This is a genomic window from Dyadobacter sp. CY326 (assembly GCF_021390515.1).
Taxonomy (GTDB): domain Bacteria; phylum Bacteroidota; class Bacteroidia; order Cytophagales; family Spirosomataceae; genus Dyadobacter.
Map to the genome: position 1 here is coordinate 400,944 of NZ_JAJUXI010000004.1, position 25,635 is coordinate 426,578.

Genomic DNA, 25,635 nt, shown 5'->3' on the forward strand with positions numbered 1-25,635 from the left:
CAATGTCTTACCATACCAGGGCAACATTGTCCTGGTATAATTTAAATTTCGGATCGGAAGTGATTATTGCGAGGTTCTCAGCAATTGCTGTGACGACAATGATTCGATCAAATGGATCGCGATGCTCCACAAAAAAGGGCAAATCTTGATATGCGATAATGTGAGATTCAAGAAGTCCGATCGGCTTGATTTGTATTGAGGCTGCACGCGAGATTATTCTTGAAAGCGAATCTGGCAGTTCGAGTTTGCCAACCGTGACCTTCACAGAAATTTCGAGCCAGCTCGCAATGCTAACAAAAATGTCATTTTCGAGATCTTCAATGATTGCTTTTGCAGCGGGAGAAAGTTTGGGGTTATTTTCAAGAAACCAGATTAATGAGTGTGTGTCAAGCAAATATTTCATTTATATATATTCTTCTAGATCATCGAGAGGTTCATCAAAGTCGTCAGACATTTTAAATTTTCCAGTCACAATGCCTGCTTTGCGTTTTTTCAAAGGTTTTGGCGTTTCGTCCATGAATGTGACGATCACTTCCATGCGCTTACTTACCGGTGGTTTTTCCGTTAAAGTAACTTTCCCGTTCTCGAATATTCCTTTTACAGCGGTTAACATTGGAATGGTTGTCAGTTTTTGATAGTCAAATATAACAGTTTAGAATCTTTTTACTGTTAAAATTCAGGACCGAAACAACGTTGATCATTAATAATAAAAAAGCCATTCGTCGGTGCCGATATCGAGTTCGTAGGTTAACTGTCCTTGTTGGCAGATTGGGTTTCTGGTGCGTTAAACGTTTGTTGAAAAAGGGCCTCTAACCTATATAAACAAACAATTTAATAAATAGAAACCATGAAAAAGACCATCTTAGCAATCGCAACAATAGTAACATTGACAGTAGGAAACAGCTTCGCGCAACGTTACAACCGTCACGAAGTTCCAGCAATCAATAACTCCCGGGCCGACAACAATTACGAGGAATTACGGATCAATCAGCTGGATGCCATTGTGAAACTTTCGCGCAAGCAGGAAAACAAGATCAAGCAAATTGAAAACCACTATGACCAGCTGATGTCTAACAGAAGATATGGCAACGTTCAGAGTGTTCAAAAGCTGGAAAGAGCGAAACAGCAAGACATTATTTCAATCTTGACGCCAGCGCAACGCGATCGGTTATTCGCCTACCAAAATGGCAACCGTTTCGACAACAAACGTTATAATCGCAGAGGATAACAAATCGTCAAACTTTCCAGGTCGTCAGGATCTGGAAAGTTTTTTTGCTTGTGCCCGGATGAAATAATCGAACAACATTAGTGAACTTAATCCAATGATTGCCAAGGCGTAAAGTTCGGGCAGACTACTCAGTTTATCCGAAATTATGTAAGTCGAACCTGCCGCCTTGTTAACAGATAATAGCAGACCAGATGTTTGCTGCGCGGAGTCGGCAGGGATTAAAAACGAAAGCACAACAACCAATATCACCGATGCGGCGATCCATAACCACGCTGTTTTTGAGATAATCGGTTTGTAAACAATGGCTGGAACTGGACGTAATGCGCTTAAAACGTTGTTCGTGAATGCTGCGGACGGTCTTTCGACAATTGCGCCCGTTAATAGCATCCGCAAAGCAGCTTCCTCCGACGCAGCACGCTGCAATTCAATGTTCAACTTTTGCATAACAATTTCAGTAAACTGTTTCTCAGGCTGCTCAGTGCCGCTTGATTGCAAAAGTTTTTTGAAATTTTGTTCGTTATGATGCTCCATTTCCATATTATGCTTTACAACAAGAACTGCAACTCTTTTCCTAATATTTTCCTGGCCCTGAACAGCTTAACCTTAATGTTCGAGGCGGATAAGCCTGTGATTTGTTCAATTTCTTCAATCGAATTTTCATTCATGTAATACAACGTGATCAGTAGCGATTGCGTTTTTGGAAGTTTTCCAATGGCCTCTTTCACGAATTTCTCCCGCTCGGCCGCCTGCAATTGTTCCATTTGCGGAACAGCATAATCATAGTCGTAATTTTTTGTAAGTTCTTCATCAATAGGCAAAAAACGAAATTTATCCTGTTGCAATTTGGAAATTGAGGTGCGGTAAACAATGGTGTAAAGCCAGGTTGAAAATTTTGATTTGCCCTCAAACGCATTGATTTGCAAATAAGCCTTCACAAAACTCTCTTGCGCCACATCTTCCGCGTCCTCGGCATTGCCCAAAATCTTCACGGCAATGGTGTAAGCCATATTTTTATACTTGTCAACGAGAAATGCGAAGGAAGCCAGGTCTCCTTTTTTTACATTATCAATATGGACCTGTTCTCCTGGATTTTTCATGCATTTCGGCTGCGTGTCTTGTCATAAGACTTCATAAGGTGATTTTCGGTTACAGCTTTTCTGAAAATTCTCTTAAAATATTTTTTGACGAAATCTGTAACCAACCAACACGCAATGCTGTCCAATGGACGAAAATCACATCACTTTTAAATTCAAGATCATGAACGGCCTTTTTATATCGCTCGGCGCTTTTGCCGGAATCTTTGGAATAATCTACGTCTTTTTAATGACACGCCACCGCGAACGTATAGCCCTCATCGAGAAAGGCGCAAATGCTTCTCTGTTCCGGGACGAACATTTCTCTGGTTATCCGACATTGAAATTCGGGATGCTGTTTGTAGGTATTGCGCTCGGCATTTTACTCGGAAACGTGCTCGAAGATCAATACAATTTCAATAAAGGCACTGCTTATTTGTCCATGACCTTCCTCTTTGGTGGCATCAGCCTTATCCTGAACTTCATTATTGAGCAGCATTTGACCAAAAAGAAAAATAATTTAGCATAGTACCTTGCATCGCAAAGTACCTTTCAATACCTTTGATACGTTGTCTTAAATAACGTGCGTGACAGCGTAGGATAGCAAAATTCTAGTTCATTAAATGCCATAAAAATTGAAAAGAGTAAAAACTCTTGCTGGAATTTCTATGCCTTTTGAAATCTATTAGCCATCAAAAATTTATTAGCCATGAAATCATTATTCCTATTCTTAATCGCAATGCTGATCTCCGGACTGCTCTGCACAGTTTCCCGCGGACAGTCGGCTGTTTCCGGCGGCGCCATCACGGGTGTCATAAGAGATTCGACGAACCAGAAGCCGCTGGATTTTATCACCGTCAACTTAATGGAAGGAGACAAGGCGATTAAAGCCGATTTTACCAAAACAGACGGATCGTTTTCTTTTCAAAAGTTGAGGCCATCCAAATATTCCGTCGTGATCGTTGGGGTGGGTTATAAGACCAAAACCATTGCAGCAGATCTTTCCGACAGCATAAAAAACGCAGTTGACCTCGGCAAAATTGACCTTAATTCCACAGTGATTGGCTTGAAAGAAGTGACTGTGACCACCATTAAACCAATTGTAAAACAGGAAATCGACCGAATCACTTACGATATGCAGGCCGACCCGGAAAACAAAGTTTACAGCGTGCTCGAAATGATGCGCAAAGTGCCTTTCCTGGCTGTGGACGGCGACGAAAACATTTATTTAAAAGGCAATTCCGATTTTAAGATCCTGATTAATGGAAAGCCATCAAGCATGGTGGAGCGGAGTTACAAGGAAGTTTTAAGGAGCATGCCCGCTTCCTCTATTTTGCGGATTGAGGTCATTACGACGCCGCCAGCCAAATATGATGCCGAAGGACTGGCCGGGATCATCAACATTATTACCAATAAAAGTGTGGATAATGGTTACAGTGGAACGCTCAATGTCAACGAGCGTTTCCCGATCGGCGGTCCGGGTTTTGGCGGCACATTTTCTGCCAAGCTGGGCAAGTTTGGCATGACCGCGTTGGCAGGCGGAAGTCAGTATAATACGCCATCCACGCGCAGCCGGGCGAGCCGGATTGCCGTTGGAGCGGACCCATCGGAGCTTTTTCAGGAAAGTTATGCAAAGTCCGGCAACAAAAATGGATACATTGGCTATGAACTCACTTACGAGGTGGACAGCCTAAACTTGCTGAGCGGACAAGTGAATTTCAACGGCAGCAAGTCAGATGGATCTGGAACGCAAACTTCCATAATTAACGCCGGAAATGAGATTATTGAAGGTTATACTGTGAAAAACAGCAATGTAGGTCGGGGCGATGGAATGGATGCGGCATTAAACTATCAGAAGGGTTTTAAAGCGGACAAAAACAGGTTGCTGACTTTTTCCTACCGCTATTATGGTTTCAATAACAAGCAAAACAGCAACTTAGTGATTTCGGAACGGGTCAACTACGACACGCCGGATTACCGACAGATCAACGATCAGAGCTTTTCTGAGCAGACTTTTCAGGTGGATTACGTGTATCCAATCAAAAAACTCAACATTGAGGCCGGCTTGAAAGGCATTATGCGCGACAATAAAAGCGACTTTCAATACAGCTCATATGACGCTGAAACCAAGACTTTTGAGATTGATCCAGGCATGAGCAACAAGTTTAACAACACGCAAAATGTTTTTGGCGCTTACAACACATATCAATATAATTTTAAAAACTGGGGCGTCAAGGCTGGCGCAAGAGTCGAGCAAACGATCATTAATGCGGACTTTATTTCCACGGATTCCAAAGTCAAGCAAAACTATTTCAACGTCATTCCGTCGGTTTCGGTCAACAGAAAGTTGAAAGATAACGCCGGCATTAACTTTGGTTACACGCAACGCATTCAACGCCCCGGCATTTACCAGCTCAACCCATTTATCGACCGCACCAATCCAAGCTTTGAGCGAACTGGAAACCCTGGACTGCGTCCTGCATTTGTGCACGATCTGCAATTGGGATATAGCAAATCTAAAAAGGCGTCACTCAATGTGGGCGTGGGATTAACGCAGTTTAAAGATTTGATTTTTGCTGTGGCGGTTTACAATCCGGAGACGGAAATTACCCGGACTTCTTTTGGAAACACCGGTCACGCCAGGCTCATCAACGGAAACCTGAACCTGAACTATCCAATTACAAAGAAGTGGAATTTCAGCGCGAACATGCGCATTGCACACGGAAAGGTGACAGGCATTGTAAATGGAGCCGAAATAACCAACAGCGGAATCATGTATCAAATTTCAGGATCAACAGGTTACAAGTTTGAAAATGACTGGCGGGTCAATGCGAATCTGGTTGCAATGGGCCCGAGTGTAAACCTTCAAGGAACATCCAATTCAATGGTCAGTCCTTCATTCAGCGTTAGTAAGGATGTTTTTAAAGACAAACTTTCATTTTCAGCCGCGGTCAATAATCCTTTTACCAAATTCAGAAATAATCACACCGAAACATCCGGCCCCAATTTTACATATTTCAATGACCGCAGAGACTATTTCCGCTACTTTAACCTGAGCTTGAATTACAAATTCGGGCGCTTAAAAGAGGCCATCAAAAAGAACAAGCGAAGCATCAGGAACGACGACGTTCAAAACTGATTTGCGAACATTCACTGTCCATTATCGGACGCTTTTCATCGATTCAATGTATTGATTTTCAATGCGTTAAATCGATGGCATAAATTTGTTATTGTAGCAAAATCCCGTAATTCCCAATAGCCATGTTCCGAAACTATATTAAAATAGCGCTTAGAAATTTACTGAAACATAAGACATTCAGCTTCATCAATATTTCAGGCGTGGCCATTGGTTTGGCTTGTTTTCTGCTATTGTCGCTTTATGTCAAAGATGAGTTGAGCTACGACCGTTATCATGCCAATGCAGACCGGATTTACCGGCTCAACCGGACATTCCTTTCCAAAGACGGAACCGAATCACTCCGCCTCGGACACGCGGCTCCGCCCTTTGGCCCGCTGGTTAAGCAGGATTTCCCCGAAGTGGAGCAGGTTGTGCGTTTGCTGGAATTTGGCGGATTAATGCAATACGGTGAAAATGTTTATAATGAGGAAAATGTTTTCACTGCCGAGCCCAACATTTTCAAAGTTTTCTCTTTCAAAGTGACGCAGGGGAATCCGGATAAGGCGTTGGAAAATCCGTTTTCGGTCATGTTTTCCAGACCAATGGCGGAGAAATATTTTGGAAAAGAAAATCCTATTGGGAAGATTATCCGACTCGAAAACCAGTTTAATTGCACAGTAACAGGCGTTTTTGAGCCGCTTCCTTCGCAATCACACTTTCATCCACAGGCGCTGATTTCGTTTTCAACCTTAAATGACGACCGCGTATATGGCGCAGAAGGACTGAGAAGCAATTGGGGCAACAATTCATTTTCGACCTTTTTGCTTTTGCCCAAAAATTATGATCCGCAAAAGCTTGTAAAAGCATTTCCTGCATTTCAAAACCGCCACGTCGATCCCAAAGCATCGACCTATTCCGTCCTGAATCTGACCAAGTTGACCGATATCCACTTGAAATCCCACCTGGATTCGGAGATTGAAGCGAATGGTGACATTCAATATGTTTATCTTTTTTCAGCCATCGCAATTTTCATTTTAATCATTGCATGCATTAATTACATGAACCTCGCCACTGCGAGATCTGCAACGCGGGCGAAAGAAGTGGGCATGCGCAAAGTGATCGGCGCGGTCAGGCATCAGCTCGTCCGCCAGTTTTTGAGTGAATCCATTTTGCTTGTGTTCGTCTCCTTATTTTTCGCGATGGTTCTGATCGTATTGTGCCTTCCCGTTCTAAATAATTTCACCCAGAAGCAGCTCTCATTCAACGCATTGCTTGATCCTGTTTTCCTTTGCATTGTGCTTGGAATCACATTGTTCACCGGACTGATTGCCGGAAGTTATCCCGCGTTTTTCATGACCTCATTCCAGCCATTGAGCGTGTTCAAAGGTCGCATTGCATCGGCGCTTAAAAACGGAAAACTGCGTCAGGGACTTGTGGTGACGCAATTTGCGATTGCAGTGGTGCTCATAATCTGCACGGCAGTCGTGTATAGTCAAATGAAATATGTGAAGAATTACAAGTTGGGATATTCCAAAGATCAGATCGTGCTGTTGCGTGCGGGCAGCGATTCCACTGTAAATTACGAAAGCTTAAAGCAGCAATTGAAAGCCAGCAGCAGCATTGTGGAAGTTGGCCGCTCATCGCGCATTCCGTCCGGACGCCTGCTGGACTCCTGGGAAGCTTACGTTATGAAAGGCGATTCAATGGCGCCTGCCGATATTGGTGTGAAGTCACTGTCTGTGGACGAGGACTTTATCCCGGCATATCAGATCGAAATGGCCGCAGGGAGAAACTTTTCAAGGGCTTATTCGACGGACAAAACCAATGGTTTCATTTTAAACGAAACCGCAGTAAAATTGCTTGGATGGAAAAACCCGGCCGATGCAGTGGGAGCTCGCTTCGGCTATGGCGAAATTCGCGGGCAAATTGTGGGCGTCACCAAAGATTATCATTTCGAATCGCTGCATCAGAAGGTCGCGCCCATTGCGATGTTTGCGCAAACGGACCGGCTTGGCTGGATGTCCGTGCACATTTCCGGAGGCAATGTTAAAGAAGCATTGGCACACATCGAGTCGGTCTGGCAAAAACAATTTCCCGAACGACCATTTACATATGAATTTTTAGACCAAAAGTTTGGCATCCTTTACGCAACAGAACAAACACAGCAGCTTCTGTTCGGCGTGTTTTCAGGCATAGCCATCTTCATTTCGTGCATGGGTCTGCTCGGCCTTTCTATGTTCATGGCCGAAATCCGGACCAAAGAAATCGGCGTTCGCAAAGTGCTCGGCGCATCCGTAACCAGTTTGGTTGTGATGCTTTCCAATGATTTCCTCAAACTGGTGCTCGTCGCCATTGTAATCGCTTCACCCATAGCGTGGTATGCCATGGACAGCTGGTTGCAGGATTTTGCTTATCATACTAAAATCAGCTGGGGTGTGTTTGCATTCGCAGCGGCCATCTCCATTGTAATCGCTTTGTTTACAATCAGTTTTCAGAGCATTAAAGCAGCATTAATGAACCCAGTGAAGTCGTTAAAAAGTGAATAAAACCAAAAATCAAAACCAAACACATGCTTAAAAATTATTTTAAAATCGCCCTCAGAAATCTCTGGAAGTACAAAACCAACTCGTTTATCAGCATTATCGGCCTGTCGTTAGGGATCGGCTGTTTCCTTTTGCTGGCCACTTATGTTTTGCATGAAGTTCGCTATGACCGTTTCCAGCCCAATGCGGAGCACATCGTCCGCGTTAATTTTTTTTACCAAGCCGGTAATAGCGAGCCAGTCAACATTGCCGTTACGCCAACGGCCATTGCGCCCGTTTTTTCAAGAGAATTTGGTGAAGTAAAAGCGGCTGTCCGGTTGTATCCATATAGTGGCGGTGGCTCGGTCGCGGTAAAATATGGCGACAAATTATTTAATGAAAAGAAGGTCCTTTTTGCCGATTCCTCATTTTTCAAAATTTTCACCTCCGAATTTATTGAGGGCGATAAGGCCACAGCATTGTCACAGCCGAATTCGGTTGTTATTGACCAAACCACTGCGCAGAAGTATTTTGGAGACGCAAGCGCCATTGGCAAAACGGTCACCATGAACGAAAATCTGACCCTGCAAGTCACGGGCGTGATTGCGGATGTGCCATCATATTCGCATATCAAATTCAATTGGTTAGGAAGTTATAGCACATTGCCCCGTTCCAAATCAGAAGCATTCGACTCCGCAAATGATTACACTTATCTTTTGCTGCAACCGCAGGCGAAAATGGATGACTTGCAAGCGAAAGTTGACCAATATGCAGCCAAGAATCTGAATAATCCGCAGGACCCATCATCCAAAATAAAGCTGGAACTCGAACCATTCAATCACATTCACCTCTATTCGAAGGTTTTAGCGGGCATGGAGGCGACTGGCAATTACAAATACGTTTACATTCTTTCCGGTGTTGCGCTGCTGATCCTCGTTATTGCCTGCATTAATTTTATCAATCTGGTTACGGCGCGTTCCGCCGTCAGAGCACGGGAAGTAGGCGTTCGCAAAGTGATGGGAGCGGGCCGCGCACAGGTTTTTCGTCAATATTTATTTGAATGCGGGCTGATCACTGTTTTAGCAATCATCTTTGGCTTGATCATATCATTCGCCGGCTTTCCGGTCATCAGCAACCTGACAGACAATGCCCTGGGCTTCCACGTTTGGCCCGCTTTTTCGGTGATTGCATTATTAATGGCGTTGGGCGTGGTGGTGACGCTGCTGTCAGGCGTTTATCCCGCTGCGGTTCTTTCTGGTTTTGAGCCAGTTCGGGTTTTGAAAGGCAAGTTTTTAACCAGCTCACGAGGAAGCAGTCTGCGGAGCTCGCTGGTCGTTTTCCAGTTTACGATTTCCATCCTTTTCATCATCGGAACCATCATTGCGAACCAGCAACTGCATTTTATACAAAACAAAAATCTCGGCATAAATCCTTCTCAAATCATTGTTTTGGACGTCAGTTCCGGCATTTCAATGGGCAAACTAACCGCAATGAAAAGCGAGTTACTGAACAATCCGATCATTAAATCCATCACAGCTTCCTACGACTCGCCGGTGAATGTACAGGGCGGTTATACGATCACAGCGAATGATAAGCCGCAAAACTTTCAATTAAATATTACAGCCATTCCAGTTGAAAAAGACTTTGTCCCAACACTCGGAATGCAACTGATCGCAGGACAAAATTTCAACGAAACAGACATTCTCAGAGCAACGGTCGATTCAGCTGAACTGCGTCAGTTTGCCTTTATTCTGAATGAGTCGGCCGTAAAAGCATTGGGCTGGACTCCTGCGACGGCGATTGGGAAAGCGGTCGCGATGAACGGTCGCACTGGCGAAGTAAAAGCAGTCGCCAAAGACTTCCATTTCAGATCTTTACACGAAAAAATCGGCCCGATCGCAATCATTCCGGAATACAACTATTTTGGAAAAGTAATGGTGAAAGTTGCCGGTGAAAATTCCACAAAAGCAGTGGCGCTTCTCGAAAAAAGCTGGAAGGAAAACTTTCCCATGCGGCCGTTTGAATATCACTTTTTGGATCAGGAATTTGATGAATTGTATAAGGCAGAAATGCGTGTTTCTTCAATTCTAGGCTTATTTTCGGCTATAACAATCTTCATTTCATGCATGGGCCTGTTCGCATTGATAGCCTTCATTTCCGAGCAGCGAACCAAGGAAATTGGCGTAAGAAAAGTGCTTGGTGCTTCTGTCGCCAGCATTGTGCTGCTGCTTTCCAAAGAATTTGTTAAACTCATGCTTATTGCAATCTTAATTGCTTCACCGGCAGCTTGGTATGGTATGAATCATTGGCTTGCCGACTTTGCTTATCAGATCAAAATAAGTCCCTGGACATTTGTTTTCGCAGGCATAGCAGCCATTGCCATCGCATTGATGACGGTCAGTCTCCAAAGCATAAAAGCAGCTCTGATGAATCCCGTTAAGGCGTTGAAAAGCGAATAAGGCTTTGGCTCATGTCGTTGATTTCTAAATATTTAATTGATAAAAAGCCAACTTCATGCTGACGAACTATCTCAAAATTGCACTCAGGAATCTAGGTAGGAACAAAACTTACTCCTTCATTAACATCTTCGGACTCGCTTCCGGGATGGCGGTTTCGGTGCTGATCCTGATGTTTGTGATGCATGAGTTCAGTTATGATCAATTTCACGTCCGGCACGAGCGGATTTTCCGAATTTTGGCCACGGTCAAAATGGGAGAAACGGATATGCAATTCAATTCTTTTTCCACCAAACTGGGCCCGGCATTGAAGGAATACAATCCGCAGGTCAAAGACTTTGTGCGCCTCAGATCAGTTGTGGATAAGGTGGTTATCAAAAACCCGGAACGACCTTCAGAAGCATTCTATGAGCAGAATTTCATGTTTGCAGATCCATCTTTTTTTGATGTTTTTTCTTTCGATTTGTTGAAGGGAAACAAAAAATCGATTCTGGAAAAGCCGTTTGATCTCGTGATTTCCGAACGTGCGGCTGAAAAGTATTTTGGCGATTTGGACCCAATCGGGAAAACGCTCTTATATCAGGGAACGCATTTAATGCAAATCACCGGCGTGGCCAAAAATCCGCCTTCCAACTCCTCTTTCAATTTCGACTTTATTGCCTCTTCCACCACTTTTCCGGCATTAAGCGAAGAAAATAAAAATGCGTGGGAACATGCAGGGGCATTTAGTCTTTATCTTTTGCTTGATTCAAAAGGGTCGGTTGCTGCGGTTCAAAAAAATATTAAGCGTGAAGGCAATCGCACAGGCGCATTTGACTCCGAGGCCAATTACATGCTCGAAGCATTTGCGACCACGCATTTGGGCAATAATTTCAATGATTCAGGAAATACAAAGCTCATTTCCATCTTTGCAGGCGTTGCGATCTTGATCCTTTTTCTGGCATTGTTTAATTACATGAGTCTCACCACCGCCCGTGCGACTTTGCGTGCAAAGGAGGTGGGTGTTCGCAAAGTGGTGGGCGCGGGCAGGAGCGGGCTGGTGAAGCAGTTTTACATTGAATCGGTTTTGGTATGCGTGTTTGCTTTTGCGCTTGCCTTTCTGTTTGTCCAGCTGCTCAGGCAGCCATTTTACGATTTGCTCGATCTGCAAATCGACGCCTCGTTTCTTATATCTCCTTCATTTTTAGGTTTCCTAATCGTCTTGCTGCTGGTGTCTGCTTTGATTGCTGGCAGTTATCCAGCACTGATTTTATCAGGCTTTGCGCCTTTGCAAGTGCTCAAAGGCCGCCTCGGCGGGAGCCAGGGAGGCACCGCGGTCAGAAGGCTTTTTATGGTTTTTCAATTCACTGTTTCCATCGCACTGATCATTTGCAGTCTGGTGGTGAAAAGCCAGCTTTCCTTCATGCAAAACAAGAAATTGGGACTTTATAAGGATCAAATCCTGACCATTCCATTGTCTGAAACGGTCGCTAAAGGCTTCTTCCCGTTGCGCGATGAGATCAGGCAGCAGGTCGGCGTTCAGAATGTAACAGTCACCAATGCTGGCCTTTTCAAGGGTTACAACATGTGGTTTATCAAAAATTTTACCACAAAAGAGGATGTAGGCCTTGCCAATATGGTCACTGATAGCCAGTTCATGAAAACGCTTGGACTGCAATGGAAAACAGAGCCCGCAGCTGGCGTCATGAAAAACCGTAATCACGTGCTCATCAATGAGGCCGCGGTGAAGGAATTGGGCATAAAGGGCGATCCGATCGGGCAGGTGCTCGGCGAGAAAGATGAAATCGCGGGCATCGTAAAAGATTTCCATTTCACGGCTTTGCAAAATGGCATTAAGGCTATGGAACTGCTGATTGTCAGTGATACAACCAACATTTTGAATTTTCCTGGACAGCGCGGCGTGCTCTACGCGCGATTGGATCCGAAAACAGACATTCAGGAAAAAGTGGCGCTGATCGGACAGATTTTTAAAAAGTATGACAAGGAAAAGCCATTTGAATATTATTTCCTCGACGACGCTTTCAACGAAACATTTAAAACGGAGATCCGGATGTCCAAAATGTTCTCCGTTTTCACTGCTTTGGCCATTTTTATCGCTTGCATGGGCCTTTTCGGATTGGTGACATTCACGGCTGAGACCAGGACGAAGGAAATCGGGATAAGGAAAGTCCTCGGCGCTTCCGTTGCCGCAATTGTCACCTTGCTTTCCAAGGATTTTGTAAAACTCGTGCTCGTTGCCATTGTGCTCGCAATGCCCGTCGCCTATTATTTCATGGAAAAATGGTTGCAGGATTTTACTTATAAAATTCAAATGCCGGTTTGGATATTCGTCGTTTCCGGCACGCTGGCGATCGTTATTGCATTGGTTACCATTAGTTTTCAAAGTATAAAAGCAGCATTGATGAACCCGGTTGAATCGCTGAAAAATGAATAAACTATGCTAAAAAATCATCTTAAAATCGCTCTGCGGACCATTTTGCGTTACCGCAATTATACGATTCTGAATGTCCTGGGTCTGTCGGTTGGTGTGGCTGCTTGCCTGCTGCTGTTTGTCGTTTATTCGTATGAGTCAGGATTTGATAATTTCCATAGCAAGTCTGACCGCATTTATCGCATTGCACGCAAAACGGATTATGTGACCGGACAAACCGATTACACGCCCGGAAGTCCACTTCCTTTTTATGCCGCCTTGAAAGTCGACGTGCCCCAATTGGAAAAGATTGTTCCCGTTTATGGCTCATTGGAGCCGCAAGTGACCGTTTTGGGGAAAGATGCAACCAACCAGACGTCTAAAAAGAAATTCTACGAAGACAGTGACGGCATATTAACGACGCCGGAGTTTTTTGAGCTCTTCGACTTCCCTTTTCTTAGTGGCTCGAAAGATGTTTTGAAAGATCCGAATGTCATCATTTTGTCGCAGCGCCGGGCTGAAAAATATTTTGGCAAATGGCAGGAAGCATTGGGGCAATATGTGAAGATCAATAATAAAACGGTGATGAAAGTTGGCGGCATTCTCGCTAATCCGCCCCTGAACACAGACTTCCCGGTTGACATTGTGGTCTCCTATGAATCCAAGCGCCAGCAGCCGCTGTTGTTTGGTTTCGGCGGTTTTGACAGCTGGGGTGGAACCAGCAGCAACGACCAGTTATTTGTGCTTTTACCCAAAAATGTGACAGCCGCGAGCATTGATAAACTATTGGTCAAATTCGTTGCCAAACATTACGATAGCAAAAGAGACAATTTCAAACTTACGCATTTCCTGATTCCACTTTCCGAACAGCATCACGACGACCGGTTTGTGAATTACTCGGATCACATTATCAGTAAAAAAGTGCTGTGGACGCTCGTTATTATTGGCATTTTGATCATTTCAATGGCCTGCATCAACTTTATCAATCTCGCCACCGTCCAGGCTGCGCGGCGGTCAAAGGAAGTCGGCGTGCGGAAAGTTTTGGGAAGCGGCCGCCGGGAATTGATGCGTCAGTTTTTAAGTGAAACATTCCTAATCGTCAGCGTTGCGGTCCTGCTTGGCGTCTTGCTCGCCATGGTTAGCATGCCGCTTCTAGGCAAAATTTCCCAGGTTCCGGCAGACCTGCCGGTCATCGCAAACCCCCGGATTTGGCTATTTATTCTTGTGTTGGGGATCGCGGTGAGTTTCGTTGCAGGATTTTATCCCGCCGTTGTCATGTCCGGCTTCAAGCCCATTGAAGCCATTAAAAGCAAAATCGCGAATCGTTCATTAGGCGGCGTTTCACTGCAAAAAATGCTTATTATTGTTCAATTCGGCATTTCGCAGATTTTGGTTGTCGGCACCATTGTGACCATTACGCAAATGAAATACATTGGTAACCTGGATCTCGGCTTCGAAAAAGAAGGCGTTTATGCCGTAAACCTCGATGAAGCTTACACCACGCGTTTTGAAACATTCCGGAATGAGTTGTTACAAAGCCCGGAAATTGCTTCGGTAAGTTTTTCGTCAGATGTTCCGTCATCCGACGACAATTGGTCTGGGAACTTTGCATTTGATAATAAAGGGAAAGACGAAGATTTTCAGGTGTTTAACAAATTTGCGGATCACAATTATTTCAAAGCTTATGGTTTGGAATTTGTCGCAGGACAGGGTTATGTAGCCGGCGACTCTGTGGGTTCGTGCGTGGTCAATGAGACATTGCTCGCCAAGGTTGGAATCAAGAATCCGCAGGAGGCCATTGGCAAAAACATTCGCATGGGCGGCGGTCAGTGGCAGCCGATTGTGGGCGTTGTTAAAGACTTCAAAGCAAATTCAGCGCGCGACGCTGCCAAACCAATCATGATTGCGCCTATGCCGCAGTTTTACTGGATTGCCGGAATTAAAATGGAAACAAAAAATGTCTCCAAAGCCGTGGCACATATCGAGGACGTTTACAGCCGCGTGTTTCCGGAAGTGGCCATGCAAGGCAAATTTTTTGACCAAAGCATTGAAGAATTTTATAATCAGGAGCGCCAGCTGAGCCTGCTATATCAAATCTTTGCAGGACTTTCCATATTCATTGCCTGCCTTGGCTTGTTCGGACTGGCTACGTTTATGGCGCAGCAGCGCATGAAGGAGATCGGCGTCAGAAAAGTGCTTGGCGCATCCGTTTCCAGCATTGTCGGGCTGTTGTCCAAAGACTTCCTGCTTCTCGTGCTGATCGCCATCATTATTTCATCGCCCGTTGCCTGGTATTTTATGGACAAATGGTTGCAAGACTTTGAATATAAGATCGCTATCAGCTGGTGGATGTTTGCAGTCAGCGCTGTCCTTGCCATTGTAATCGCGTTCACGACGGTCAGTTTTCAAAGCATTAAAGCAGCCTTAATGAACCCCGTAAAGTCGTTGAGGAGTGACTAACAAAACGCAATTACCGAATAGTAGTTTTAGGAATATTTATTTTGACAATATGAAGAAACTTTTGTAACATTTGTTGAAATATGGTCATATTTAACTATCTAAACCTGCTATTTATATGCGCCGTACACTCTATTATTCTTCCGTCATCTTATTGTCGTTGTTTTTGTTTGCGCATGCTTGCGTGGATCATCAGTTGCCCGGAACTCCACCTCAGATAGAAACGCTGAATTTTAGTTCAGGAGCCGGGAAGTGCAGCGTTACTTTCAATTTGGACGTCAAGGATGTAGGGACTATTCCGGTTAAAGAATATGGAATGGTTTACACCACCACACCAACAGGAAATCCGCGAGTTGGTAATGCAGTTGTCGAAAAGGATTATAAGCAAAGCTTCCCGATGCCATTATTGCCAGGCAAAAAAAGCAAGCTTAACAGCGTCAGCAACACTTGCGGCCCATTTGTATATTATCGCACTTACGCTATCCTGGAAGACGATTCTGTCATTTACGGCCAAGAAATAGGATTTGAAGATATCTGATCCAGATTTGTAATGTTCAATCAAAAAACCAGCTGTTCGATTTCGGACAGCTGGTTTTTTGATTGTTGAGTTTAATGAACTGATTTAGAGTGGTTTGATTGAGTGGGGCTAGGGTGGCATATTAGTTTTGAAGAAGGCTTTGCATGTCATAAATACGTTAACCAACAATCCTTACAGCCTAGCCATGTTTAAAAATTATCTGAAAATTGCCCTTCGTAATTTGTGGAAGCATAAAGTTTTTTCTTTCATCAATGTCATGGGACTGACCGTAGGCATGTCGGCCTGCTTTTTGATTTCCCTATATGTCAATTTTGAGCTAAGTTACGATGCATTCAATACCAAAGCTGACCGGATTTACAGACTTGTAACGGACATTAAAACGCCTTCCGAAACCATCAATGCAGGCGTCACTTCCTGGGCTTTCGCGCCGAGCATTAAAAGTGATTTTCCCGAGGTGGAGGCATTTACGCGCGTGAGCAGCGGAAGTTTTTTGGTCAGAAAAGGCGATATCAAATTTCAGGAAGAGAAAACCCTCTTTGCAGATTCAACCCTATTTCAGGTCTTTGATTTCGAGCTCGTCAAAGGTGACCCGAAAACGGCTTTGAAAGATCAGTTAAGCATTGTTTTCACAGAAACAGCTGCAAAAAAATACTTTGGGAATGCTGATCCAGTAGGTCAAACATTGCTTTTATCTGGCGAAGGGCTGCCTGCAAAAGTAACCGGCGTCATCAAAGACATTCCTGAAAATTCGCAGATCAAGGGCGATATGATCGTCTCAATGACCTCCATGACGCAGCGTTTCAACAAAGGACTGGACGAGCAATGGGGCAATTTTGGCGCGATGACTTATTTGCTTTTGAAGCCTGGCACAACCGCAGCCGGACTCGAAAAGAAGTTCCCTGCATTTCTCGAACGACGCGCAGGGAAGACAATGAAGGAATCGCAAATGTTTTACACATTATTCCTCGAACCGTTGCGCGACGTCTATCTGAAATCCACGCGGGATACGCAGGAATCGGGCAGTATGAACAACGTATATGTATTCTCCGTTGTCGCAATTTTTATCTTGCTTATCGCCTGCATTAACTTTGTCAATCTTACGACCGCGCGGTCCGTGGAGCGGGCAAAAGAAGTGGGAATCCGGAAAGTGGTTGGCGCTCCTAAAATGCTCGTTGCCAGACAATTCATCAGCGAATCCATCTTGCTTTGCCTCATTGCTTTTGTGTTTGCCATTGTCCTGACAGCCGCGTTAATTCCGCTTTTCAATAATCTGTCCGGCAAAATCATCAGCAACGGCATTTTCGATAATCTTCCATTTGTAGGCGGCATGTTCATTGCTTCCATCATCATTGGGATCGTTGCCGGAATTTATCCTGCCCTGGTGCTTTCTTCTTTTGAGCCCGTGGTGGTTTTGAAAGGGCGTTTTACAACAAGCGTGAAAGGAATTTTGTTAAGGAAATCACTGGTAACCATTCAGTTTGCCATCTCCATCGCATTGATCATCGCCACCATTGTCGTTTACATTCAAATGGATTTCATGCGCAACCGCGACCTTGGTTTTAGCAAAGATCAAATGATGATCGTCAATTCGGAAGGAGATCCGAAGCGCGAAGCATTCAAGCAGTCGCTTGCGGATGTGCCTGGTGTTAAATCAACAGCGGCATCGTCAAGCGTGCCAGGAAGCGGCAATCCGGGCGCATACTCAGAAATTGAAAACAAAAGCGGCGACTTGCAGATTGCCAATCTTGACCTCTATTTTGTTGATTTTGACTACATTCCTCAATTTGGATTGAAGATGGCAGCCGGCCGTCCGTTTTCGAGAGAGTTTGGAACCGACACAACGCAGGCAATGGTCATGAATGAGGCTGCGGTGAAGCTTTTTGGTTACAGTTCACCCGAGCAGGCCATCGGGCGCAGGTTCAAGCAATGGGGTCGTGAGGGCAAGATTGTGGGTGTGATCAAAGATTTCCATTTCAGGTCATTACAAGAAAAAATCAAACCGCTTACCATGCGCATTGAGCCGGGTGGAAGTCAGCTTGTTTCAATCAAAATCGACGGTGGAAATATCAAAGAAACCGTTGCTGCGGTTGAGCAAAAGTGGAAAACCGTGATGCCGGAACGCCCGTTCAGTTATTATTTCATGGACGAGTTCTTTGACCGCCAATACAGAGGCGAGGAGCGTTTTGAAAAGCTGTTCTTCAACTTCGCCATTTTGGCCATATTCATTTCGTGCCTGGGCTTGCTAGGCCTTGCGTCTTACAGCACAATGCAGCGGACCAAGGAAATTGGCGTGCGCAAAGTCATGGGTGCATCCACAGGCAGCATTGTTGGGCTTTTGTCAAAGGATTTTCTGAAACTGGTGCTCATTGCATTTGTAATCGCTTCGCCCATAGCATATTATGGCATGCATCGCTGGCTCGAAAACTTTGCCTATAAAACAGATATTTACTGGTGGATCTTCGCCGCAGCAGCCATTTTGTCGGCAGCAATTGCATTTGCCACAGTTAGTTTTCAAAGCATTCGGGCAGCATTAATGAACCCGGTCAAAAGCCTTAGAAGCGAATAGTCAGCCAAGCCATCCCTATGTTCAGAAACAACCTCAAAATCGCGTGGCGCAGCCTTTGGAATAAAAAGGCTTTTTCTGCCATCAACATTTTCGGCCTGGCCATTGGGCTGGCGACTTGTATGCTCATTATGCTGTTTGTCCAGCACGAGCTGAGTTACGATAATTTCAATGAAAATGCGGACCGGCTTGTCAGGATGACGATCCACGGGAGCATAGGCGGGAAGGAAATTAACATTGCGGTTGCTCCGGCGCCTGCGGGACCAGCATTGAAGCGTGATTATCCTGGTGTTGAAGCGTTTACACGTATTTTTAGAGAAGGCACTTTTATAGTAAAATATGGGAAAGAGCAGTTCAAAGAGGAAGGCGTGGCATTTGTGGACTCCAATTTCTTTAAAGTTTTTTCACTTCCGCTGATCGAGGGCTCGGTTGTCAAAGCCGTGATTGAACCACGCACAGTGGTTGTTTCGAAAAGCATTGCACAGAAATATTTTGGTAAAACGGATCCCATTGGTAAAAGTCTGACCCTGGGCACCCGCGGGTTGTTCCGGGTTACGGGCATTGCCAAAGACGTCCCTTCCAATGCACACTTTCATTATGGCTTCTTCGCTTCGATGAGCTCTGTCGAACTTGGTCAAAAATGGCTTTCAAGCGGTGCTAACACCTATTTGCTGTTGCGGAAAGACTTCCCGGCAGACGCGCTCACGGCCAAAAGCGGCGAAATTGTGAAAACCTACATTGGCCCCGAAATCCAGGAATTTCTTGGCATGAGTTATGAAGAATATCTGCGAAAAGGCGATAAGTTCAGCTTCAAATTCCAACCCGTAACGGACATACATTTGCATTCAGATCTTGAAAATGAGCTGGAAGCGAATGGAAATATCAAATACGTTTACATTTTCTCCTTTATTGCTGCTTTTATCCTGCTCATTGCCTGCATTAACTTCATGAATCTGTCCACAGCCGGTTCGGCGGGTCGGGCCAAAGAAGTGGGCGTTCGCAAAGTGCTTGGTTCCGAGCAGCAGCAGCTGATTCGCCAATTTCTGATTGAGTCGGTGTTGCTGACATTCTTTGCATTTGTGGTCGCATTATTAATCGTCGTACTTGTTTTACCAAATTTCAACCAATTGGCCGGCAAGCAGTTCAGCCTCGAATCAGTCCTGAACATTCGCACCATTTCTATCGCTTTTGTAGGCTGTCTGATCGTAGGCATACTTGCGGGAAGTTACCCCGCTTTTTTCCTCTCCGCATTCCGCCCGATTGCCGTTTTGAAGGGCAATTTGCAGACCGTAAAAAGCGGTTGGTTGCGCAACACATTGGTCACCATTCAATTCGTCGTATCCATTGTCATGATTGTCGGAACGATCGTGGTTTATCAGCAATTGCGTTTTATTCAGGACAAGGAAGTCGGTTTTAATAAAGACCAGGTTTTGATTTTGCAAGACACTTATTTGCTTGGCGACAAAGCAAAAACATTCAAGAAAGAACTGGAAGCACTTTCGCAGGTTAACAACATTACGATGGCCGGCTATTTGCCCGCAGGAGATTCCAACAATGGCGTGGACGGTTTTCTTCCGGAAAACGCAGATAATAGCGTCACGCCTTCCCGGATGAAATCTTATCAAATTGATGAAAATTATCTTGCAACATTGGGAATCAAGCTCGTAGCAGGTCGTAATTTCTCAAAATCCTTCGCTTCCGACAGCGCCGCCATCCTTGTGAATGAAGCGGCTGTGAAGCAATTTGGGTGGACGGATGCGGTTGGAAAGCGGATTGCGACCATTGGCAACGGAACTCCGGGAAGCAAGCGTAAATATACGGTGGTGGGTGTGATCAAGGATTTTCATTTCAAATCCATGCATGAAACCATTGCGCCGCTGGTGGTTTACTTTGGAGAAGATAATTATCAAATGGCGCTGCAAATCAAAACTGACGACATTCCCGGCTTGATCAAAATCGTAGAGAAAAACTGGAAAGCGCAGACTGACAATCCGTTTTCTTATTCGTTTCTGGACGAACGTTTTAACCAAATGTATCAATCTGAACAGCGCGTAGGACAGCTTTTCGGCATTTTTGCAACATTGGCAGTTGTTATTGCTTGTCTCGGTTTATTCGGTTTAGCAGCATTCACCACCATTCAGCGGACCAAGGAAATCGGCGTTCGGAAAGTGCTGGGCGCCTCTGTTTTCAGCATTGTGGCACTGTTATCCAAAGATTTTGTTCGTCTCATCATTGCCGCCATCCTCATTGCAACGCCGCTCGCGTGGTATGGCATGAATCAGTGGCTGGCCGATTTCGCCTATAAAATCGACATTCACTGGTCCGTCTTTGCGCTTGCAGGCCTTTTGGCAGTCGGCGTTGCATTGCTGACGGTTAGTTACGAAAGCATGAAAGCAGCGTTGATGAACCCTATTAAGAGCTTGAAAACGGACTAAGTTATGCTTAGAAACTACTTCACAATTGCATTGCGTAACTTGTTGAAAAACAAGGTTTATTCAGGGATTAACATTGTGGGGCTCGGCATTGGCATGGCTGGGGCGATCGTCATTTTTCAACTGGTAACCTATCATTTGGGTGTTGACAAGCATCACAGAAACGCGGACAAGATTTTCCGGATGGTTGTGGACTTGCACCTGGAAGATGGCTCTGTGGAACATGAGCGCGGATCTTCATTTCCTATGCACACAGCGCTCAGAAAAGAATTCGCCAATGTCACGCACACGGCATACTTGGCTGATAAAGAACTGACTGTCAGCATTGAACAACAGCGTATTTCAAAGAAATTTTTCGAGAAATCTTCTGCTGCATTCACTGATTCGGAGTTTTTTAAAATATTTGATTACCAATGGATCGCGGGAAATGCAACCGTTTTGAACCAGCCCAACCAAGTGGTTCTTACCAAACGTTATGCCCAAAAGTATTTTGGAAAAAACAATCCCATCGGTCGCATTATAAGGCTTAACAATGCTGAAAATGTAACCGTTGCAGGCATCATCCAGGACTTTCCCGAACAGACGGATTTCAAAAAAGACGTTTTCATCTCCCTTCCCACACTCAAAAAGCTTGTTCCGGAATATGGCTATGAAGATTGGGGCTGGATAGACAGTAATCGTGAGACATTTGTAAGCTTGCGCACTGCGGAGGATAAAGAGGCCATTGACAAACAGATGATTGTATTCGCAAAAAAGGTTCATGGCCCCGACAGCAATGTGTTTCGTTATCATTTGCAACCGCTTTCTGACATTCATTTCAACATCAGTTACGGCGGAAAGATCAAATATTACACCATTATCATGCTTGGGACAGTTGGCTTGCTGCTTATCCTGATTGCATGCTTCAATTTTATCAATATCTCAACGGCCCAATCTTTCAAAAGAAGCAAGGAAGTGGGCATTCGCAAGGTGCTGGGCGTGTCGCAATGGCAGGTTTTCTGGCTTTTCATTCACGAAGCCGCGCTGTTCACCTTTATCTCCTTTTTCATCTCCCTGCTTCTTGCCAAAATATTGATTCCAATGCTGAGCAACTGGCTGGAAATTAATTTGGAAATCAATGTATTCTCGGATTTCAAGTTGCTGGCATTCAGTGTTATTTTGCTATTTTTCGTGGTTTGCGTGGCGGGAATTTATCCGGCGTTGGTGATCTCAAATCTTAATCCAGTCAGGGCAATCAAAGGTTTGGCCACGAGCAATGGAAGGGGTTTGTTTTCTGTCAGGAAGGGCCTTGTCGTTGCCCAATTCAGCATTTCGTTTGTGTTAATTGCTGTTTCAATGGTGATCATTCTGCAATCCAGATATTTAAAAAACAAGGATTTAGGTTTGAATAAAGATCTAATTCTGCACGTAAATTTGCCAGACACAGAATCGGGAAAAATCGAGGCGCTCAGAAATGAAATTCCGCATATTAAAGAGGTCAAAAGCATTTCCTTTTTCAGAAATCCGCCGTCTTCCCAAGCCGGAAACGGAGGCAGCATTAAATTCGAAAACCGTGATTGGGAGAAATTTGTAGCCAGATCAAGGGTTGCAGATGACAATTACGTGCGCACTTACGGACTTAAATTACTAGCCGGTCGTGCGCCTGCGAAGTCAGACACGCTTCATGAATTGCTTGTTAACAATAAGCTGATCAAATCACTTGGTCTGAAATCTGCCGATGAAGCGCTTAACAAACGATTATTTGTCGGCGACATGGATAAATCAGGTGTAATTGTGGGCGTCGTTTCCGATTTCAACAATGCGGATCTTTATTCAGCCATCGAACCGACCGTGATTTATTCCTCCGCAAGACTTTACCGCAGCGCCGGGATCAAGCTGGAAAATCTGGGCAGTTCTACGATTCAGGATATCATGAAAGTTTGGCAAAAGCAGTTTCCGGAAGATGTTTTTCAATATAGTTTCTACGATGAGGAAATCGCTGGCTTTTACAAAAGGGAGGAACTGGCGTCAAATTTGACTTCCATGTTTGCGCTTCTATCTGTCTTTTTGTCTTGCCTTGGATTGTTTGGTTTAGCATTGTTTTCCATTGAGCAGCGCACCAAGGAAATTGGCATTCGCAAAGTTTTGGGCGCATCTGTGGCGAGCATAACCGCCTTGTTATCAATGGATTTCCTGCGCCTGGTTGTAATTGCCATTGTCATCGCGATGCCGGTCTCTTATTATTTCATGCACAAATGGCTGCAAGATTTTGCTTATCGCATCGACGTGGATTGGTGGATTTTTGCATTGTCCGCATTAATCGCGGTCGTAATCGCCTGCCTGACGGTTGGTTATCAAGCTATTAAATCTGCGTTAATGGATCCAGTCAAAAGTCTTAAAACTGAATAAACAGCACGGTTATGATAAGAAATTATGTAAAAATCGCTTGGCGGAATTTGCTGCACAACAAAGTTTATAGTTCAATCAATGTGCTGGGTTTGATGATCGGCATCACCACTTGCACGCTCATTGCATTGTATGTGATGGACGAGATCAGCTATGACAAACATCACACGGACGGTGACCGCATTTACAGAATCTCTTACGAAGTAAAAGCAGAGAAGTGGGTTGCAGGGCCGGGGCCATTGGCGGCTGGTTTGAAAAGGGATTTTCCTGAGGTGGAGCAGGTTACCCGACTATTGCGCATGCCAGGCGTGGACAAGTTTTTGTTAAAGAATGAAACGGGTCAAAAGCAATTTTACGAAACCAACGGCTATTACGTTGATTCCACTTTCTTCCAGCTTTTTAGCTATGACTTCAAGTTTGGCGATAAGGAAACGGCCTTAAATCAGCCCAATTCAATTATTCTTACTGAGGACATTGCCGGGAAAATGTTCGGCAACGCCAATCCCATTGATCAGGTGATTCAAGTTAATCTGCCGTTTGCGACAAGCACTTACACGGTCAAAGGCGTGATTAAAGATGATGGCAAAAAGTCGCATATCCCGGCGCATTTGCTGCTTTCGATGAACAACAGCGACGTCGGGCAGTGGGTGAAACAGCAGACAAATTGGGCGACCAACAACATTTTTCATACTTACGTCAAGTTGAATGCAGCGAATGATGCAGCCGCTTTTGAAAGGAAGCTTGATGCATTTTTGAAACGGAACGGCGCAGCAGATTTTAAGGCAATGGAGCTGTCTAAGAAAATGTTCATTCAGCCGCTGCAAGACATTTACCTTCATTCAAATTTTGGTTTTGAGATCGCGCCCAACGGCAATGTCAAATATTTATACATATTTAGCTCCGTAGCGGCGTTTCTACTCCTCATTGCATGCATTAACTTCATGAATCTGAGCACAGCCCGAAGTGAAAAGCGGGCCAAGGAAGTGGGCGTGAAAAAAGTGGTTGGTGCTGCCAAAAGTGCATTGGTTGGGCAGTTTTTGGGTGAATCGCTGCTGCTCAGCATTGTTGCGCTCGCGTTGTCGCTTCCCGTTTTGAAATTGATGTTGCCATTATTTAACCAGTTGACTAACAAGCATCTGTCATTTTTTCAGCACCCGGAAATCTTCGTTCTGCTTTTTGTAATCACCATGATGACCGGTTTGATTGCAGGCATCTATCCAGCTTTTTATTTGTCATCATTCGCACCGATCGCGGTGCTGAAAGGTCGATTCAAAAACAATATTTCAGCAGTTGTCATCCGCAAAGGATTGGTTGTATTCCAATTTACAGTCTCCATTGTCCTGATCCTGGGCGCAATGCTGATCGGCCAGCAAATGAAATATCTGAGCAGCCAAAGCCTCGGTTTTAATAAAAATCAGAAAGTGATCCTTCCTTTGCAAACAACCGAGAGCAGCAATAATTACAACACATTGAAAAATGAGCTGGCAAACATTCCGCAGGTCAAAGCAGCCGGTAAAGGCTCCACCTATCCGGGCATTGAAAATGTGTTGGACATGCTTTTTTATGCGGAAGGCAAATCCATGAAGGAAAATGTAGATATAAGCTTTGCCAATATTGATGACGAATACATCAATGCGCTTGGCATTCAATTGCTGCAAGGAAGGGGTTTTTCAAAAGCATTTACAGCAGACTCTAACGCACTGGTACTGAACGAAGTTGCCATAAAAAAGCTGGGCTATGACATCAAAAATGCGGTTGGTAAGAAAATTTATGCTGATTTCAATGGTAAACCCTTGATCATGAACATCATTGGTGTCGTTAAGGATTATCATTTTCAGGGTTTGCAACAGGAGATCAAACCGCTTGCCTTGTCCGTTTCCCCGATTTTCAGTTCCACAAACAGTTATGCCATTGTGGATGTGCAAAGCCAGGATTATGCGTCGTTGATTGCAGGCATTGAGCAAGTTTGGAAAAAGGTTAACCCAGGTTCGCCATTCGAATATTCGTTTTTGGATAAGGATTTTGAAAAAAATTATGAGAAGGAAACGCGCACCGCGCAGCTGGTCAGCTACTTTTCACTGATCGGAATATTCATCGCGTGTCTTGGTCTGTTCGGGCTCGCAACATTCACAGCGGAGCAGCGGACCAAGGAAATTGGCATTCGCAAAGTGCTGGGCGCTTCCGTTTTTGGCATTACGAAACTGCTTTCGGGGGATTTCATTAAACTGGTTATGATTGCTATTGCAATTGCTTCGCCTATTGCGTTGTGGGCAATGAACAAGTGGCTTGAAAACTTCGCATTTAAAACGGCCATTTCCTGGCATATTTTCGCCATTGCCGCCGCCGCCGCAATCCTGCTGGCTCTGTTAACAATCAGTTTTCAAAGTGTCAAAGCAGCATTGCGTAACCCGGTAAGAAGCTTGCGAAGCGAGTAACATTTGATTTCATTCTGT

The 25,635-nt window shown here is 44.6% G+C and carries 17 protein-coding genes; 13 read left to right on the forward strand and 4 right to left on the reverse strand.

What is annotated here, in order from left to right; translation table 11 throughout:
• Positions 1 to 7: 7 nt before the first annotated feature.
• Together LZG73_RS10025 and LZG73_RS10030 are read right to left on the reverse strand one after the other, a co-directional pair.
• Entirely contained in the window at positions 8 to 403 is a 396-nt protein-coding gene (locus LZG73_RS10025) for a type II toxin-antitoxin system VapC family toxin (protein ID WP_233848373.1), read from the reverse strand.
• Complete coding sequence (locus tag LZG73_RS10030; RefSeq protein ID WP_310588410.1) at positions 404 to 538, reverse strand: DUF2281 domain-containing protein; 135 nt, start codon at positions 536 to 538, stop codon at positions 404 to 406.
• Between LZG73_RS10030 and LZG73_RS10035 the strand changes: the two genes are divergently transcribed.
• Both LZG73_RS10035 and LZG73_RS10040 read left to right on the forward strand, forming a co-directional pair.
• Positions 474 to 635 (forward strand): hypothetical protein, encoded by a 162-nt coding sequence (locus LZG73_RS10035; protein WP_233848651.1) that lies wholly within the window; start codon positions 474 to 476, stop codon positions 633 to 635. The genes LZG73_RS10030 and LZG73_RS10035 overlap by 65 nt on opposite strands.
• A gap of 212 nt (positions 636 to 847) precedes the next feature.
• Positions 848 to 1,228 carry a hypothetical protein gene (locus LZG73_RS10040; protein WP_233848374.1) on the forward strand — a complete coding sequence of 127 codons (381 nt, stop codon included), beginning with the start codon at positions 848 to 850 and terminating at the stop codon, positions 1,226 to 1,228.
• A 24-nt stretch (positions 1,229 to 1,252) separates the two neighbouring features.
• Here LZG73_RS10040 and LZG73_RS10045 read toward each other — a convergent pair whose 3' ends face one another.
• Positions 1,253 to 1,759 carry a hypothetical protein gene (locus LZG73_RS10045; RefSeq protein ID WP_233848375.1) on the reverse strand — a complete coding sequence of 169 codons (507 nt, stop codon included), beginning with the start codon at positions 1,757 to 1,759 and terminating at the stop codon, positions 1,253 to 1,255.
• A 14-nt stretch (positions 1,760 to 1,773) separates the two neighbouring features.
• The gene (locus LZG73_RS10050) at positions 1,774 to 2,325 is read right to left on the reverse strand and encodes an RNA polymerase sigma factor (RefSeq protein WP_233848376.1); all 552 of its coding nucleotides are present in this window, start codon (positions 2,323 to 2,325) and stop codon (positions 1,774 to 1,776) included.
• Positions 2,326 to 2,449: 124 nt separating this feature from the next.
• On the opposite strand from LZG73_RS10050, the gene LZG73_RS10055 reads away from it, so the two are divergent.
• The 11 genes from LZG73_RS10055 to LZG73_RS10105 all read left to right on the forward strand — a co-directional run bounded on the left by LZG73_RS10055 (position 2,450) and on the right by LZG73_RS10105 (position 25,617).
• Entirely contained in the window at positions 2,450 to 2,830 is a 381-nt protein-coding gene (locus tag LZG73_RS10055) for a DUF6249 domain-containing protein (protein ID WP_233848377.1), read from the forward strand.
• A gap of 180 nt (positions 2,831 to 3,010) precedes the next feature.
• The gene (locus LZG73_RS10060) at positions 3,011 to 5,440 is read left to right on the forward strand and encodes an outer membrane beta-barrel family protein (protein ID WP_233848381.1); all 2,430 of its coding nucleotides are present in this window, start codon (positions 3,011 to 3,013) and stop codon (positions 5,438 to 5,440) included.
• A gap of 122 nt (positions 5,441 to 5,562) precedes the next feature.
• Positions 5,563 to 7,965 (forward strand): ABC transporter permease, encoded by a 2,403-nt coding sequence (locus tag LZG73_RS10065; RefSeq protein ID WP_233848385.1) that lies wholly within the window; start codon positions 5,563 to 5,565, stop codon positions 7,963 to 7,965.
• 23 nt (positions 7,966 to 7,988) lie between these two features.
• Entirely contained in the window at positions 7,989 to 10,400 is a 2,412-nt protein-coding gene (locus tag LZG73_RS10070) for an ABC transporter permease (RefSeq protein WP_233848388.1), read from the forward strand.
• Positions 10,401 to 10,455: 55 nt separating this feature from the next.
• A complete protein-coding gene (locus tag LZG73_RS10075) occupies positions 10,456 to 12,831 on the forward strand; it encodes an ABC transporter permease (protein ID WP_233848389.1) in 2,376 nt (791 codons plus the stop codon).
• A gap of 3 nt (positions 12,832 to 12,834) precedes the next feature.
• Positions 12,835 to 15,267, forward strand: a complete 2,433-nt coding sequence (locus LZG73_RS10080) for an ABC transporter permease (RefSeq protein ID WP_233848391.1) — start codon at positions 12,835 to 12,837, stop codon at positions 15,265 to 15,267.
• A 115-nt stretch (positions 15,268 to 15,382) separates the two neighbouring features.
• On the forward strand, positions 15,383 to 15,802 hold the full coding sequence (locus tag LZG73_RS10085) for a hypothetical protein (protein WP_233848393.1): 420 nt from the start codon (positions 15,383 to 15,385) through the stop codon (positions 15,800 to 15,802).
• Between the two features lie 184 nt (positions 15,803 to 15,986).
• Positions 15,987 to 18,368 (forward strand): ABC transporter permease, encoded by a 2,382-nt coding sequence (locus LZG73_RS10090; RefSeq protein WP_233848397.1) that lies wholly within the window; start codon positions 15,987 to 15,989, stop codon positions 18,366 to 18,368.
• 17 nt (positions 18,369 to 18,385) lie between these two features.
• Positions 18,386 to 20,800 (forward strand): ABC transporter permease, encoded by a 2,415-nt coding sequence (locus LZG73_RS10095; protein WP_233848403.1) that lies wholly within the window; start codon positions 18,386 to 18,388, stop codon positions 20,798 to 20,800.
• A 3-nt stretch (positions 20,801 to 20,803) separates the two neighbouring features.
• Positions 20,804 to 23,185 carry an FtsX-like permease family protein gene (locus tag LZG73_RS10100; protein ID WP_233848407.1) on the forward strand — a complete coding sequence of 794 codons (2,382 nt, stop codon included), beginning with the start codon at positions 20,804 to 20,806 and terminating at the stop codon, positions 23,183 to 23,185.
• An 11-nt stretch (positions 23,186 to 23,196) separates the two neighbouring features.
• On the forward strand, positions 23,197 to 25,617 hold the full coding sequence (locus tag LZG73_RS10105; protein ID WP_233848419.1) for an ABC transporter permease: 2,421 nt from the start codon (positions 23,197 to 23,199) through the stop codon (positions 25,615 to 25,617).
• Positions 25,618 to 25,635: the final 18 nt, after the last annotated feature.